Here is a 15363-nt window from a genome sequence, read left to right on the forward strand (position 1 = left end):
TAAACCATGAAATCAACAATAATAAAAAATGCCCTTCTGTTTCTATTTATGACAGCAGGGCATTTTCTTTTTGCGCAAATTGATAAAAAAGCCACAAAAGAAACCAAAATTTTATATCAGAATTTAAAATTAATTTCTAAAAATCATATTCTTTTTGGACATCAACATGCACTGGAATATGGGCATGGTTGGAAAAATGAACCGAATCGTTCTGATGTAAAATCGGTTACAGGATCACATCCGGCTGTGGTAGGAATTGATTTCAGCGATTTCTCTGGGAGCTCAAAAGATGTAATTGAAAAGACTAAAAAAATGCTAAGAAAAAATGTAATTGCAACTTATGAACGTGGCGGCATTACTACTGTTTCCTGGCATTTTAATAATCCGGTTTCTGAAAATGGATTTTATTGGAAAGATTCTGTTTCTTCTCCCGCAATGGCATTGATCAAACCCGGTGGTTCACATCACAAGAAATACAAAGAAATTCTAAAAACAATTGCTGATTTTGCGCATTCAGTCAGAGCTAAAGATGGCACTTTGGCGCCAATGATTTTCAGGCCTTATCATGAATTTGACGGCGATTGGTTTTGGTGGGGAAAAAAATATACTTCTCGCGAAGATTTTATTGCAGTTTGGCAATTTACGGTTTCCTATTTGCGAGATACTTTGGGCGTTCACAATTTTATTTATGCTTTTTCTCCGGATATCAGATTTAATTCGGAAACAGAATATTTGGAACGTTATCCAGGTGATAATTTTGTAGATATGTTTGGAATGGATGATTATGCCGATTTTGGTCGTGACGGAAAATACAATCTTGAAGCAGGAGTAAAGAGGCTTAAAATAATTTCAGATTTGGCAATTAAAAAAGAAAAACTGGCCGCTTTTACAGAAACAGGCTTAGAATCTATTCCAAATGAAAAATGGTGGACTGAAATATTGTTTAAAACACTGAAATCTGAAAATTTAGAATTGGCTTATGTTTTAGTATGGAGAAATGACAGCACAAATCCAACCCATTATTTTGCTCCATTTCCAGGGCAAATCAGCGCGCCAGACTTTATTCAATTTTATGAAGATCCTTATACTTTATTTGAAAAGGATTTAAAAAATATTTACAGTAGTCAATTTAAAATTTAGTTCTCTATCAAATATTTTAGAAAGCGCAATTCTGCTAAAATGGGATTGCGCTTTTTCTTCTTTTATTATATTTTTTTAAATGATGCAACCTAATTGATTGTTTAGTCGTCTAAATAGAAAATCATCATCAATCAATTAATAAACAATCATCATGAAAAAAACAGTAATTATTTTAGGAGCAATTTTAGTATTCGGAAATGTATTAAATGCATCAAGTTTAAAATTTATGATTAAAAATCAAATCGAGTTTTCTACTAATACAAAATCGCCGCTGCATCTTGCAATAAGCAAAGGTGATATTGAAAGTGTTAAAAGATTTATCCAATACGGTGCAGATCTTAATAAGATGGTGAATGATATGACTCCATTAATGATTGCGGCACGATTTAATGAATTTGAAATCATAAAAATGCTGCTAAAAAATGGAGCAACACCTTCTGATAAAAATGAAAAAGGTTTTACGGCTTTAAATTATGCAGAATATGCAAAAGCAACTGAATCAATTGCTATTCTGAAAAGCTTGAAATAATTTAATTAAAAGCAATAAAAAAAGTGCAATTCAGATTTTATTTTGAATTGCACTTTTGCTTTATGTTTTAGTGAATATTATTCTAATTTCTTTTTCAGATTTTCCAATCCCTTTTGTAAATCATTTCCAATCATTTCATCCATTTTCATGAAGGGAAGCATAATATTCATTGGATATGGAATAACACCATTGATTCCCCATTTTACTTTTGTCTGATTTCCAGAAACAGTTTCTGTTGACATAAAACCTTCCGCAGTATCATTCATAGGCTCTTTAAAACGTAGAGCAAAGTCAATGCGTCTTCCTTCCGTAATTTTTGTAATTTCTTGTTCACCAGAACCAACATTTTCTACTTCACTTTCCCAAGCCGAAATAGATCCAACTTGTCCGTCTGTGCCAGAAAAAGTCGATTTCATTTTTGGATCCAAGTTTGCCCAAACACTAAATTCATTTTGATTTTTTAAGGATCTCACATAATTAAAAACCGAGTCAACGGGTTTATTAATCGTTATTTCTCTTTCTACAGCATAATTTTTAGGCATAAAAAAAGCTGCAATAAGTATAACAGCAAGTATTAAAATTAAAGCAATTAGAATTTTTTTGATGATTTTCATGTTTTTTTCGGTTTTAAGTTTGTTAGATGTTTTTGTTCTATTAAATGTACATAAAATCTTTGAATAAAAGGCCTTATGTGTTGATTTTGAGTGTAATGAAAACAGCTTGAAATCATTTGATTATTTAGCTTAAAAAAATATTCATAAGATTTTTTATATTTTTTTAATTTAAACTGTAACATATTGACTTTTTGTGCGTCTATTAAGAAAGCAAATTATTAACGTTCAGTTTGATTTATAGCGCTTATATTAATTGAATGTTAAGAATTAGTTAAAGCAAGGTACTTTGTTATGCATAATACATAAAAATAAATTACCTTTACATCGAAATTAAAAATCATCAATAATCAATCAATTTAACAATCAATCAACATGAAAAAGTCAGTAATTATTTTAGGAGTAGCTTTAGTAGCTTTTGCCAATGTTTCAATGGCAGCAAATCACACATCACTAGTTGGAAATCCAAAAATCGAAGTTTCTAGAAACTTCTCAGCGCCATTGCACGTAGCAGTAAGCAAAGGAGATTTAGAAGTAGTGAAAAAATTTATTGCTTATGGAGCAAATGTAAACGAACAATCTGAGGATATGACACCTTTGATGATCGCAGCACGTTATAACAAAGTTGAGATACTTAAAGTTTTATTAGAAAATGGAGCACGTCCAGAAGATAAAAACGAACAAGGTTTTACAGCATTAAAATATGCACAATTGTCAAATGCAACTGAAGCAATTGCAATTTTAAAAGATTTAAAATAATACAGTTTAAATCTAGTTTGAGTTAGAGTTAGTATACTTAACGGCCTTCCTTGAGCAGAGGGCCGTTTTTTATTTTATAATATTAAGAAGTTTTAAAAATTAATTTCTTTGATTTTCTTGTCCTGAAATCTGGAGAATAAAATCAAAGCTGTAATTGCACCAATAGTTGCAAACAGCATATCAGATTGTGTATCCCAAACATAACCCTGAGTTCCTAAAAAAGCATCTCCGCCGTCTCCGGTTGCCAGAGAAACAAACCATTCTATAAATTCATACGCGGCACTTATAGCCAAACAAATACAGACAATAATAAAATTGAAAAAGTTCTTATTATTGATAACTTCTTTGCGGATAAATAATTCTCTAATAATCATTGCAGGAACAAAACCTTGCGCAAAATGTCCAACTTTATCATAATTATTTCGGCTTTGATGAAATATTTCTTTTATGTAATCAAAAAGCGGAACTTCGGCATATGTATAATGACCTCCAATAAATAAAATAATACAATGAATTAAAATCAAAGTATAAGTAAAATTGGTGAATCGGAATTTTTTGAAAGTGAAAGCTAAAATCAGAAATCCTATTATAGCCGGAATGATTTCAAGAAAACAAGTAAATCCTTCTTTTGGATTTATTACCGAAGCCAATAAAGAAATTGAAAAAATGGTTATGAGAAAATAGATGTATTTCATAAATCAGTTTTATAGTTGTAATGCAAGATATTAAACTAATTTGTAAAGGAAATAAAAAAAGCACCATTAAAATTAATGATGCTTTTGTCTGATTAAGTTTTTTATTTTTTATTCAATTGGAACATTCTTTTTGCGATTGAAAACCCAGAAAATAATTGGGAAAACTAATAGCGTCAGAATAGTTGCAGTGACTAAACCACCGATAATTACTATTGCAAGAGGTTTTTGCGATTCAGAACCAATTCCTGTTGAAATTGCAGCGGGCATCAAACCTATTGAAGCCATTAACGCTGTCATTACTACCGCTCTTGTTCTTGCTTTTACTCCCATAAAAATAGATTCTTCGAGCGTAAATTTTGCCTTGAGATTATGATGAAATTCGGATATCAAAATTACACCATTCTGAATACAGATTCCTAGTAAAGCAATAAAACCAACACCTGCCGAGATACCAAAATTCATACCCGTAATATGCAGCGCAATAATTCCTCCAATAACCGCAAACGGAACATTGGCTAAAACAAGCAATGAATCTTTGATATTTCCAAATAAAATAAAGAGCAAAACAAATATCCCAATTAAACTGATTGGCACTACTTGAGTCAAACGGGCGCTCGCACGCACCTGGTTTTCAAATTCGCCAGTCCAGCCTGTTGTATAGCCAGCAGGCATTTTTAATTCGGCTACTTTTTTCTGTGCTTCAGCAATTGTACTTCCTAAATCTCGATCACGAACAGAGAATTTTACTCCAATAAAACGTTTTGTGTTGTCTCTGTAAATGAAAGCAGGTCCAGTTATCGTTTTGATGTCGCAGATTTCTTTCAGCGGAATTTTAACGCCGCTGATTGTTGGAACTTTTAGTTCAGCCAAATCTTCTTCATCTTTTCGATATTCTTTTGAAAAACGAACTCTGACATCAAATTTCTTTTCATCTTCATATTTTTCTGTAGCTGTTTTTCCTCCAAATGCCAATTCTAAAACCGCTTGTGCATCGCTTAATGTTACGCCATAAGCAGCCATTTTTTCTCGATCTAAAATTACACTGATTTCTGGCTGTCCAACATTTCGAAGAATTCCGACATCTTTTATTCCTGGAATATTTTTGATTTTGTCTAAAACTTCATTGGATAATTCATCTAATTTATCAAGATCATCACCATAAATTTTTACAGCATTTGAAGCTTTAAAACCGGCAACAGATTCGGCTACGTTATCAATAACAGGTTGAGAATAATTATAAGTAATTCCTTGATGAACTTTCAGTTTCTCATCCATTTGATTAATCAAATCATCCATTGAAATTTTTCGTGTCCATTCCGATTTTGGTTTTAAATCAACTTGTAGCTGAATAAAACCAAATCCGTTTGGATCTGTTCCGTCGTTGCTTCGTCCGGTTTGTGATAGCACTTTTTTCACTTCAGGAAAACTTTCCAGGTCTTTTCGAATCATTGCTGCAGTTTGGACACTTTCAGGAAGTGACGAACTCATTGGCAATTCTGCTGTTACCCATAAGGCGCCTTCGTTTAATTGAGGAAGGAATTCTGTACCTAAAAAAGTTGCAGAAAAGAAAACAGTAACTAATATAGCCACAGAAGTAATCAGCGTTTGTACTTTATGCTTGAATGTCCAGGCAAAACCTTTTCCAACAATTCTGTCCCAGAAATTCACAAAAGGATTGTGTTTTTCTTTTACATTTTTATTTAATAAAATGTGTGATAAAACCGGTACCAGCGTCAAAGTAAAAAGTAATGCTCCCATTAAAGCAAAACCTAAAGTGTAGGCTAGAGGAGAGAACATTTTTCCTTCTACTTTCTGGAATGAAAATATTGGCAATAATGCTGTGATGATGATTAATTTCGAAAAGAAAATGGCTTTTCCCATTTCAGTTCCGGTTTTCTTAATCAAGCTTCCTTTTGCTATTTTGTTGTAAGCCGTCATTCCTAATTGATGTGCTCGATGATCAAGTACAACAAACAATCCTTCAACCATAACTACCGCACCATCAATAATAATTCCGAAATCGACTGCACCCAAACTCAATAAGTTGGCGCTCATTCCCATCATTTTTAAGCATAAAAACGCAAATAATAAGGATAACGGAATTACTATAGAAACGGTAAAAGTTGTTCGCCAGTCGGCCATGAATAAGAATACGACGCAGGTAACCAGAATAATTCCTTCGAATAAATTGTGCATTACTGTTTCGGTAGTGAAATTCATTAAATTATCACGATCATAGAAAGTTTCAATTTTAATGTCTTTCGGAAGGATATTATCATTTAAATCCTTTATTTTATCTTTAATTAAAGCTAATGTTTCCTGTGCGTTTTCGCCTTTTCGCATTACGACAATTCCTTCAACGGCATCATCGTTTTTTCCAATTCCGGTTTGTCCAACCCTTGGCATTGCGCTTTCATAAACATTCGCAACATTTTTTACTAAAATCGGATTTCCTGCGGCATCATCAACAATAATGTTTTCAATGTCCGAAATTGATTTTAAAAGTCCAACACCACGAACAACAAATGCCTGTCCGTTTTTTTCAATAATATCTCCACCAACATTTAAGTTTCCGCCATTTACGGCATTATAAACCTGCAAAGGTGTAATGTTATATTTAGCCAATTTAATTGGATCAACTCCAACTTCATATGTTTTTGTCTGACCTCCAAAAACGTTCAAATCTGCTACACCAGGAACTGCACGAAGCTGTTTGTCAATAACCCAGTTTTGATAAGTTAATAATTCACGGCTGTCTCTGCTGTCGCTTTTTACAATATATCGGAATATTTCTCCGGTTGGACCATACGGAGGCTGAACATCTGGCTCCACATCATCAGGAAGCGAAACATTTTTTAATAAATTATTTACCTGCAAGCGTGCAAAAGTATCGTCGACACCATCATCAAAAATGATTTTAATTACAGATAATCCAAACATTGTGATACTTCGAACGCTGGTCTTTTTCTGAACCGAGTTCATCGAAATCTCGATTGGAGAAGTTACAAATCGCTCTACTTCTTCGGCACTTTTTCCGTTCCATTGTGTAATGATGATAATCTGAGTATTCGTAACATCCGGAAAGGCGTCGATAGGCATATTTTTGAAAGAAATAAATCCTGCAACTGCCAGTAATCCCACCCAAAAAAAGGTGAATGCTTTATTCTTAAGCGAAAAAGCAATTATATTTCTAATGAATTTGTTCATTCTAAAAAGTATTTTTAATGATGAATTTTTATTTTTTTAATTCTGTTGCTTCGTTTTAAGAATGCATATTTTATATGATTAGAACTCGGTGTGAAAACGCAAGGCAAAAAATTGAATTGGACCTCTATCTTTATTATAAGCCGGATTCATTGCGAATTGATAATCTGGCGATAATGTAATATGTGTATTGGGTACCAAAAAGGAGTAATAAACTTCTACAATTTGCTCAATTCCATAATTTAAAGTTCCGTCACCAATCATAAAACCATTTCCTCCAAGTTTCTGATATTCTTTGTGAGGATTTGACAATCCGTTTGCTACGAGCGCAATTCCGCCAAAATCATCATTTCGATTCCACATTTTTCCATTCAAATGAATTCCCAATTGCGCCGATCGGTCAATTTCTGTAAATGCCCAGGTTTCGTTTTTTCCATCATTATAGCTTATTCGACCAAAAAGTCCCCAGCTATCATTGTGTGTATAATCCATATTTAAACCAATTCCGTATTTGGTGCGACCATTTTGTCTTGTACTTTGAATATCAGGAGTTGTTATGAAATTGGAATTTGCTTCGTCATAATTACCCATTCCGGCTACATTTCTAAAGCCTAATAATTTTATATTGGCGCTGTCATTATTTTTAAAGATGATTTTTTTCTCCACTTCTATGTTTATCGCATTCGAATTGGCGAAGCTAAATTCAACGTTTGGACCATTGGCATACGTAGGTAATGCAGTTAAGGAACCTCTTATTTGCCAGGTATCAAATTGATAATTGGCATACAAACCATCTGTGTATCCTCTAGTATTTGCAGCATAATCCCAAGCTCCGTAAGTCATTAGCGACCAGTTCAAAAATTGTGTTCTGGGATCATGCGAATAAAGACTGTTATCGAAATAGTCTGATAATCCAAATTTTCCAAAAACCAACTGTAATGATTGATTATTTTTAAACTGAAATTTTTGTTCCAATAACATTCTTGCCACATAAACTACAGGTTTTGTATCTCCAATTCTGAAAGTTTCTCCGTTTGGAAAACCTCCCAACCCTCTGGCTGACGATAATCCTTCTCCTCCTGACATTTCAGGATTAAAAGTCACTGTAGCACCTTTCCAAAGCGGAACATCAAGATATAAGGTTGATGTTAATGATAATGCGCCTTCATCTTCTGGATGCATACTATTTGTTCCTGAATAGTCTGCATGAAAAGCGGGATGATATTGATATATAGACGTCATTTGAAATTTCAGACTATATTTTCGGATCGAATCTGTTTCTTGAGAAAATGAAAGCGTTGAAACAAATAACGTAGCAAACCCCAGTATTTTTGCAGATTTTTCCATTTTCCTACTCGTTTAAGGCGCGGTAAATAAATAGCTGATTGTTGGTTATGACTTTTTCATTTTCTTTCAGACCACTTGAAATGTAAGTTGTTTTTCCAACGACTCTGTAAACGTCAACTTGTCTGGTTTCTATATTATGACGATCTTTAAAAATCATTACGAAGTTTTTGCTTTTATCAAAAACAATGGCATCACTCGGAATCGCAATCATTGAATTATTTTCTTTGAAACATAATTTTATGTTGGCATTCATATCAGGTTTCAATAAATAATCTGAGTTTTGAAGTTTAATTCGGGCTTGCATTGCTTTTGTTTCAGGATCAATTACGTTGAAAATTTTATCGACTTTTCCTTTAAAAACTTTATCAGGATAACTTAAAGTTGTTACATCGGCATCAATTCCTAATTTTACTTTATTGATGTCCATTTCATTGATGTTAGCCATCGCCCAAACTTCGCTTATTTCTGCAATATCAAAAATGTTTTCAGAACGATCGTTTCTTAAAAGCATATCTTGATTAATACTTTTTTGAATAATAAAACCGCTTATTGGCGCTGTAACTTCATATATAGAACCTGCTTTAATATTATAAATTTTATAGGTTTCTTGAATTTTTCCTAATTGTGACTGTGCTTTAGTCACTTCAGATTTCGCCTGAAGCACATCGCTTTCAGAATTTAATTTACCGTCAAATAATTCTTGGGCAACTTTCAAATTGTTTTTGGCTACCAATAAATCACTTTTAGCATCAAGTGATTGTTTTTCAAAATCAGCAATATCAGTACTTCTAATGGTTGCTAAAACCTGTCCCTTACGCACATAATCTCCAAGCTCAACATTTACTTTTATTACATTTCCGCCTACTAAAGGATAAACATCAATCATTTTGTTATTGTCAGCGGTAATTTTTCCGTAAAAATTCAATTCGTTTGTTACGGGTTGTGTTTGCGCGACAGCAGTTGTAGTTGTTTTTAGCATTGAATCACTTAATGCAAAAGACGAATTAGTCTGCGGATTTTCTACCTCTTTTTTGCAGCTTGCTAGGGATAAACTCACGATTGCAATTCCTATAATTAGTTTATGTTTCATCTGTTTATATTTTTAGAATAAGTCTTTATTGATTGTACTATTTAGTTCTTCGCCTGAAAGGGCCAGTTTTTTCTTTAGTTCATTTACTAGAATCGTAGCCTGATTATAACTTTCCATGAAATCGGTAAATTCTAGTAAACTCACATTTCGTTTTTGGAAGTTGTTAAGCATTCCGTTGTAAACTGCTTCAAAGTCGGCATTCACGGTTGGTTTTATTACCGAATAATTTTTACGTGATTCTTCCCATTTGTTCCAGGCCGAAGTAATTTCTGTTTGCAATTGCAGCTCAAAGTTTTGTTTTTCAACTTTAGACTGTTCTAAAATGGTTTGTGCATATTTAATATTTCCTTTGTTTTTGTTCCAAAGCGGAAGCGGAATACCAAGTGTTACATTTGCTTCCTTATTAAAAGCGCCGCCTCGTTGATCATAATTTGCACCTAAAGTTAAATCAGGAATAGAAAGTGATTTTTGCCATTTTACATTTAGTTCATTTGCATCAATTTCTTTTTGTTTAGCCAAATAATCAGGTCTGTTGGTAATGGCTTGATCTTCTAAAGATTTTAAATCGAAAGGCATTGTTTTCAAATATTTGCTGAATTCATCTTTTGAAACTTCTGGAACTATATTTTCGGTTGAATTCAGCAATAATCTCAAATTACCTTGTTCTTCAATATTGTCATTTACGACTTCCATTCGTTCATTTTTAAAATTGAGATACAACGACTGCAAACGAACAACATCTTTTAAAGGAACATTTCCTTTTTGTGCCTGAACGGAGTAGGAGTTAATTAAATCTTCAATATGGGCAAGTTGCTGATCTGTCGTTTCAAGACTTTTTGTATTGTAGTAAACAGTGTAAAAGCTTTTGCGCAATTGAAGTTTTAAAGTCCTCAAAAGATCATTAAATTGTAATTCAGCTAATTGTTCGTTGGTTTGCGCCAATTTTACTTCATTGCGTTTTTTTCCGCCTAAATAAATTAACTGCTCAATACCAAAGGATTTTTGTCCTTCTTTTCCAATGTCAAAATATTTGTTTGCATCGGGATTGTAAGCATTTAATTCTGCTGTTAAAGCTGGATTGTCCCAAATTTTTGCCTGAATCGTCAGCGCTTTCGAAGCATCAATATTATATTGAGAGGCCAGCAAAAAAAGATTTTTTTTAAGAAATTGACTTTCACAATCTTGAAGAGTGATTGTTTTTTGAGCCATTACTGCTTGATTTAGAATAACAAGCAGAAAAAATGCATATGCTTTTTTCATTGTATCAATTTTAAGTTGTACAAATATGCTATCGACAGACTTTAAGTAACCTTAAAATCTACCTTAAAAATACCTTAAAAAAGAATATTAATGAAAGAAAAGTTGAAATAAATTTATATTATCAGTTGGAACACTGTAGGTTATAGTTGTGTTGTGCAGAGAAAGTATTCGCTGAACAATACGCAGACCAAGCCCAAAGCCTGAAGTTCCTTTTGAGTTTTTACCTCGCATAAAAGGCTGGAAAAGATTTTTTTGCTCGTCTTCACTTAAGGTTTTTCCGTTATTCGAAATTGAAATTACAAGATGATTATTCTCTTCGCTAATTTTGACTTTGGCTTGTTTATCATCGGAGTATACACAAGCATTTTTTAAAATATTGCCGAGTGCAATTTCTAAAAGATTTTTATTTCCTTTTACTTCTAAAACAGAATCCAGATTATCGCTTTCTTCCATTTCAAAAAGAATTACGAAATCAGGAAAGCTTTTATTTAAATTTTCTATGGCCGAAAATAAGATTTCGTCCATGCGTTGAACTTCTGTGTTTTCGTGATTCTTATTATCAATTTTCGAAAGAATCAATAAAGAATTAATTAATTCTGTCAATTGGTTTACGTCTGATAAAATGGTTTTTAAAAATGATTTTCCTTTCTCAGAAGTGGCAGGATCTGTAACAACATTTTCAATCTGCGAAGTGATTCTGGATAAAGGCGTTCGCAATTCGTGCGATGCGTGTGCGGTAAATTCTTTTTGTTTTTGATATGAAATCTCAATTCGGTCCATCATGAAATTGAATTCGTTTGCAATCAAATCAATTTCATTTTTATTGCTTTTGGATTCTACACGCGTATCAAGATTATTTTCGTTTATATTTTTTATTTTTTGATGAAATACACTCAACGGATTCATAGCTTTTTTAACCATGAAGGATGTCAAGACCCAGCAAATACAAGTGAAAAATATATAAGATACGACTAAAGTATAACGAAGAAAAAGAAGCTTTCGTTTTCCATAATCATCTGTAGCCGAAATTAAAGCATAAAAATCTTTGTCTTTAGTATCATAAAAAACGCCATAAACTTCATAGTCGCCTTGTTGCTTAAAAAAGGTTTTATGTTTTTTCAGATATTTTAAATCTTCAACAGACCAATTTATCTTTGCATCATCAATACTGCTGTAAATCAGTTTGAAATGAGAATCAAAAACCAAAGTCTTTTCATCATACAATTTGTTGATTGAATTTTGATCGATAATTTTCAAAAGCTGATCATCAACTTCTTTTACATTTACCAAAAGTTTGATGTTCGAAAGCGCTTTAATTTCTAAACGATCACGGAATTCTTCTTTTCGAAAATTGGAATACAAAACAAATATCACCGTTGAAGCCAATCCAAAAAGGATTGTAAACAGCAAACTTACCAAAAGTGATATTCTGTTTTTTAATGTCATTCCTGATTGCTTAAATAATAGCCATAGCCGACTTTAGTTCGAATAAGTTTTGTTTCGTGGTCTTTATCGATTTTTTTTCGAAGAAAATTAATATAGACTTCAATCGTATTTTGATTGGTTTCAATATGATAATCCCAGAGTTTTTCAGCAATAAATTGTTTTGAAAGGACTTTTCCTTTGGCATGAGCCAAAATCATAATCAGCTTGAACTCCTTTGGAGTAAGTTTGATTTCTTCGCCTGAGCGAAATACTTTCATTTCTTCTTCAAAAATTTCCAAATCTTCGATTGTGATTTTTTTCTCAGTTTGCTGCGGAATCTCTTTTCGTCTTAATAAAGATGAAATTCGGGCAAACAATTCTTCGAAATGAAAAGGCTTTACTAAATAGTCATCGGCGCCATTGTCAAAAGAAGCAAGTTTGTCGTCAATTTCACTGAAAGCCGTCAACATAATTATTGGCGTTTTTTTATCATTTTCACGAACGCCTTTGCAAACATCAATGCCATTCGTACCGGGAACATTAATATCAAGAATGATTAAATCATATTCATGAGGAGCATATTTTTTCAACAATAACGCGCCATCATAATAAGGAATGCACTCAAAGCCTTTCGAAGAAAAAAATGCGGAGATTTCTTTCGATAAAGTAAAATCGTCTTCGAGCAATAAAATTTTCATATATAACTTATTTATAAATTAGGCCGTTTTAAAAACAGCCTAATTTATGCTTTATATTTTTTATTTAAAATAAGAAAAAGTTTCGTTGTTTTCAATTTTCAACAGAGATTCATAGATAAGCTTGATAACATTTTCTACATCTTCTTTCTGAACCATTTCTACTGTAGTGTGCATGTAACGCAAAGGTAGTGAGATCAAAGCTGACGCTACGCCGCCATTACTATATGCAAAAGCATCAGTATCAGTTCCTGTAGCATTTGATGTTGCATTTCGCTGAAACGGAATTTCTTTTTCTTCGGCTGTATCAACAATCAAATCTCGTAATTTATTTTGAATAGCAGGAGCATAAGCAATTACAGGCCCTTTACCCATTTTTAGATCGCCTTCGACTTTTTTGTCGATCATCGGAGTTGTAGTGTCATGGCAAACATCAGTTATAATAGCAACATTCGGCTTAATAGTTTGTGCAATCATCTCAGCACCGCGCAAACCAATTTCTTCCTGAACAGAATTTACTATATACAATCCAAACGGAAGCTTTTTTTTGTTTTCATGAAGAAGTCTTGCAACTTCAGCGATCATAAAACCGCCCATTCTGTTGTCAATGGCACGACAAACAAATTTATTTTCGTTCAAAATCATGAATTCATCAGGATAAGTAATAACACATCCAACATGAACTCCCATAGCTTCAACTTGTTCTTTGGTTTCGCATCCTAAATCAATAAAGATATTGCTTAATTTCGGAGCCTCTTCTTTATCACGTAAACGAGTATGAATTGCTGGCCATCCAAAAACACCTTTTACAATTCCTTTTTTAGTATGTATATGAACTCTTTTTGAAGGTGCAATTTGATGATCAGAACCACCATTTCGAATTACGTATATTAATCCATCGTCTGTAATATAGTTTACAAACCATGAAATTTCATCGGCATGTCCTTCAATAACAACCTTATAAGGTGCGTCTGGATTAATAATTCCAACAGCAGTTCCATAAGTATCAGTAATAAAAGTATCAACATATGGTTTTAAATATTGCATCCAAAGTTTTTGTCCCTCGCTTTCATATCCAGTAGGCGATGCGTTATTTAGATAGCTTTCAAGGAAAGCAATTGAAGTATCTTTTAAGATAGAATTTGAACTCATAAAAATATTTTTTTGCTAAATTATAAATTTGGTATTAGAGTTGTATATAAATATATAATTTTACATTTAAATTATGACTCAATGAGATTTACCAGCATTCTTTTATTCTTTATATTGTTTTCACTTTCAAGCCGTGCTCAGGTTACGCCAAAAGAGAATCAGCAAATGGGCTATGCTTTAACAGAAAAAGATTCTATTTTAGGTGATACTATAGAACTGCCCGAGATAATCATTACAAAAGAAAAGCTCGATCCCGAGGCGCAAAAACAATTTTTGATTCTTCAAAACAGAGTTTACAAAGTCTATCCGTATGCAAAATTAGCAGCAGATAGATTGACGGCATTAAATAAAGGTATGGCGCGTTTGAACTCAAACCGTGAAAAAAAGAAATATTTTAAAATCGTTGAAGACTATCTTAACAATGAATTTGAAGATAGACTTAAAAAGCTTTCGCGAAAGCAAGGTCAGATTTTAGTAAAGCTGGTTCACCGCCAAACAGGAATTACAACATATGATTTAATAAAAACCCTTAAAAGCGGATTCAAAGCATTTGTTTCAAATACAACAGCCAATTTATTTGATATAAGTCTAAAAGCAGAATACAATCCTTATGAAGTCAATGAAGATTATTTAATTGAAACAATTCTTCAGCGTGCTTTTGAATCAGGAAGATTAGTAAATCAAAAAGCAGCAAATCCAATTAATTATAATGATTTAATGAATAAGTGGGAAGAAAAAGCAAAAGCTCCTGCGAATCAATAGAAGAGTAGCCTAATCATCTATTATAATATATGTAATTAAAACCGTTAGATTTTAAAATCTAACGGTTTTGTTTTTTCTATACATATATATAAGGAGGAAATTATTTCATACTATACTATATATAAGAGTAAAAATAATCGAATTTTGGATTGTATATAAGGAGCTGTTTCCCGCTATCCGCTCCAATCTTTTGCTTTTTAAAGAAAAAAGCAAAAGGATTTCCGCTTCTATCGGGGCTATGGGAGCTGTTTTCAGAAGAAATCCAGAGGAAGAAGGGAAGATTCCGGGTAAAAGAGAGCCTGAAAGGAAGAAAACTCAGGACTTTCGCGTCTTTCCGGGATCAAAACCGCCAAATATTCCAGTTCAAAAGGTTGTTTTTTGTTCAGAAAAGAGGCCGAAAGATTAAAAACCCGCTAAAAGCTGCGGATGAAAACCCGGTAAAATCATGAAAACTGCACCATAATTCAGAAAAAGGCTACAGATGGGTAAAAATTTTTGGATTGTAAAGAATCTGTTATCAGTGAGTTAAGAAATAATCCGAAAAAAGATGAAAAAAACACATGGAAAAAGCTTGTATAACTGAATAAAGGTTCTACTTTTGCACCCGCAACAACGAAAGACGTTCACTGAAATGCTGACAAGAATACGGAATCGGGATGAAAATTTTTTTTCAAAAAAGATTTCGAAAAGCTTG

General features: G+C 32.8%; 14 protein-coding genes. 5 read left to right on the plus strand and 9 right to left on the minus strand.

The window, feature by feature from the left end; translation table 11 throughout:
- The first annotated feature begins 6 nt into the window (after positions 1–6).
- Positions 7–1140, plus strand: coding sequence for a glycoside hydrolase family 26 protein (locus GQ47_RS20370; RefSeq protein WP_081909396.1), 1134 nt, complete (start codon positions 7–9; stop codon positions 1138–1140).
- A gap of 151 nt (positions 1141–1291) precedes the next feature.
- A complete protein-coding gene (locus GQ47_RS20375) occupies positions 1292–1669 on the plus strand; it encodes an ankyrin repeat domain-containing protein (RefSeq protein WP_035652438.1) in 378 nt (125 codons plus the stop codon).
- Positions 1670–1746: 77 nt separating this feature from the next.
- Here the strand turns inward: GQ47_RS20375 and GQ47_RS20380 are convergent, their stop codons facing one another.
- Positions 1747–2283 (minus strand): SRPBCC family protein, encoded by a 537-nt coding sequence (locus GQ47_RS20380; protein WP_035652441.1) that lies wholly within the window; start codon positions 2281–2283, stop codon positions 1747–1749.
- A gap of 372 nt (positions 2284–2655) precedes the next feature.
- On the opposite strand from GQ47_RS20380, the gene GQ47_RS20390 reads away from it, so the two are divergent.
- Positions 2656–3039, plus strand: coding sequence for an ankyrin repeat domain-containing protein (locus GQ47_RS20390; RefSeq protein WP_035652445.1), 384 nt, complete (start codon positions 2656–2658; stop codon positions 3037–3039).
- Positions 3040–3131: 92 nt separating this feature from the next.
- On the opposite strand, the gene GQ47_RS20395 is transcribed toward GQ47_RS20390, so the two are convergent.
- The 8 genes from GQ47_RS20395 to GQ47_RS20430 form a co-directional block, all read right to left on the minus strand.
- Complete coding sequence (locus GQ47_RS20395; RefSeq protein WP_035652447.1) at positions 3132–3734, minus strand: DUF2238 domain-containing protein; 603 nt, start codon at positions 3732–3734, stop codon at positions 3132–3134.
- 108 nt (positions 3735–3842) lie between these two features.
- Complete coding sequence (locus GQ47_RS20400; protein ID WP_035652449.1) at positions 3843–6941, minus strand: efflux RND transporter permease subunit; 3099 nt, start codon at positions 6939–6941, stop codon at positions 3843–3845.
- A gap of 78 nt (positions 6942–7019) precedes the next feature.
- Entirely contained in the window at positions 7020–8285 is a 1266-nt protein-coding gene (locus GQ47_RS20405; protein ID WP_035652451.1) for a carbohydrate porin, read from the minus strand.
- A 4-nt stretch (positions 8286–8289) separates the two neighbouring features.
- Positions 8290–9375: an efflux RND transporter periplasmic adaptor subunit gene (locus GQ47_RS20410; RefSeq protein ID WP_035652452.1), complete on the minus strand. Its 1086-nt coding sequence runs from the start codon at positions 9373–9375 to the stop codon at positions 8290–8292.
- A gap of 12 nt (positions 9376–9387) precedes the next feature.
- Positions 9388–10635, minus strand: coding sequence for a TolC family protein (locus GQ47_RS20415; protein WP_051951698.1), 1248 nt, complete (start codon positions 10633–10635; stop codon positions 9388–9390).
- A gap of 87 nt (positions 10636–10722) precedes the next feature.
- The gene (locus tag GQ47_RS20420) at positions 10723–12081 is read right to left on the minus strand and encodes a HAMP domain-containing sensor histidine kinase (RefSeq protein WP_035652455.1); all 1359 of its coding nucleotides are present in this window, start codon (positions 12079–12081) and stop codon (positions 10723–10725) included.
- Complete coding sequence (locus GQ47_RS20425; protein ID WP_035652457.1) at positions 12078–12758, minus strand: response regulator transcription factor; 681 nt, start codon at positions 12756–12758, stop codon at positions 12078–12080. Before GQ47_RS20425 ends, GQ47_RS20420 begins: the two co-directional genes overlap by 4 nt.
- Positions 12759–12818: 60 nt before the next feature.
- A complete protein-coding gene (locus tag GQ47_RS20430; protein ID WP_035652460.1) occupies positions 12819–13907 on the minus strand; it encodes a M42 family metallopeptidase in 1089 nt (362 codons plus the stop codon).
- An 81-nt stretch (positions 13908–13988) separates the two neighbouring features.
- Here GQ47_RS20430 and GQ47_RS20435 point away from each other — a divergent pair, with 81 nt between their 5' ends.
- Positions 13989–14669: a DUF4294 domain-containing protein gene (locus GQ47_RS20435; RefSeq protein WP_035652462.1), complete on the plus strand. Its 681-nt coding sequence runs from the start codon at positions 13989–13991 to the stop codon at positions 14667–14669.
- A 67-nt stretch (positions 14670–14736) separates the two neighbouring features.
- On the plus strand, positions 14737–15075 hold the full coding sequence (locus tag GQ47_RS20440; protein WP_035652465.1) for a hypothetical protein: 339 nt from the start codon (positions 14737–14739) through the stop codon (positions 15073–15075).
- Positions 15076–15363: the final 288 nt, after the last annotated feature.

Origin of the sequence: Flavobacterium sp. ASV13 (assembly GCF_000745775.1) — a bacterium.
GTDB lineage: Bacteria > Bacteroidota > Bacteroidia > Flavobacteriales > Flavobacteriaceae > Flavobacterium.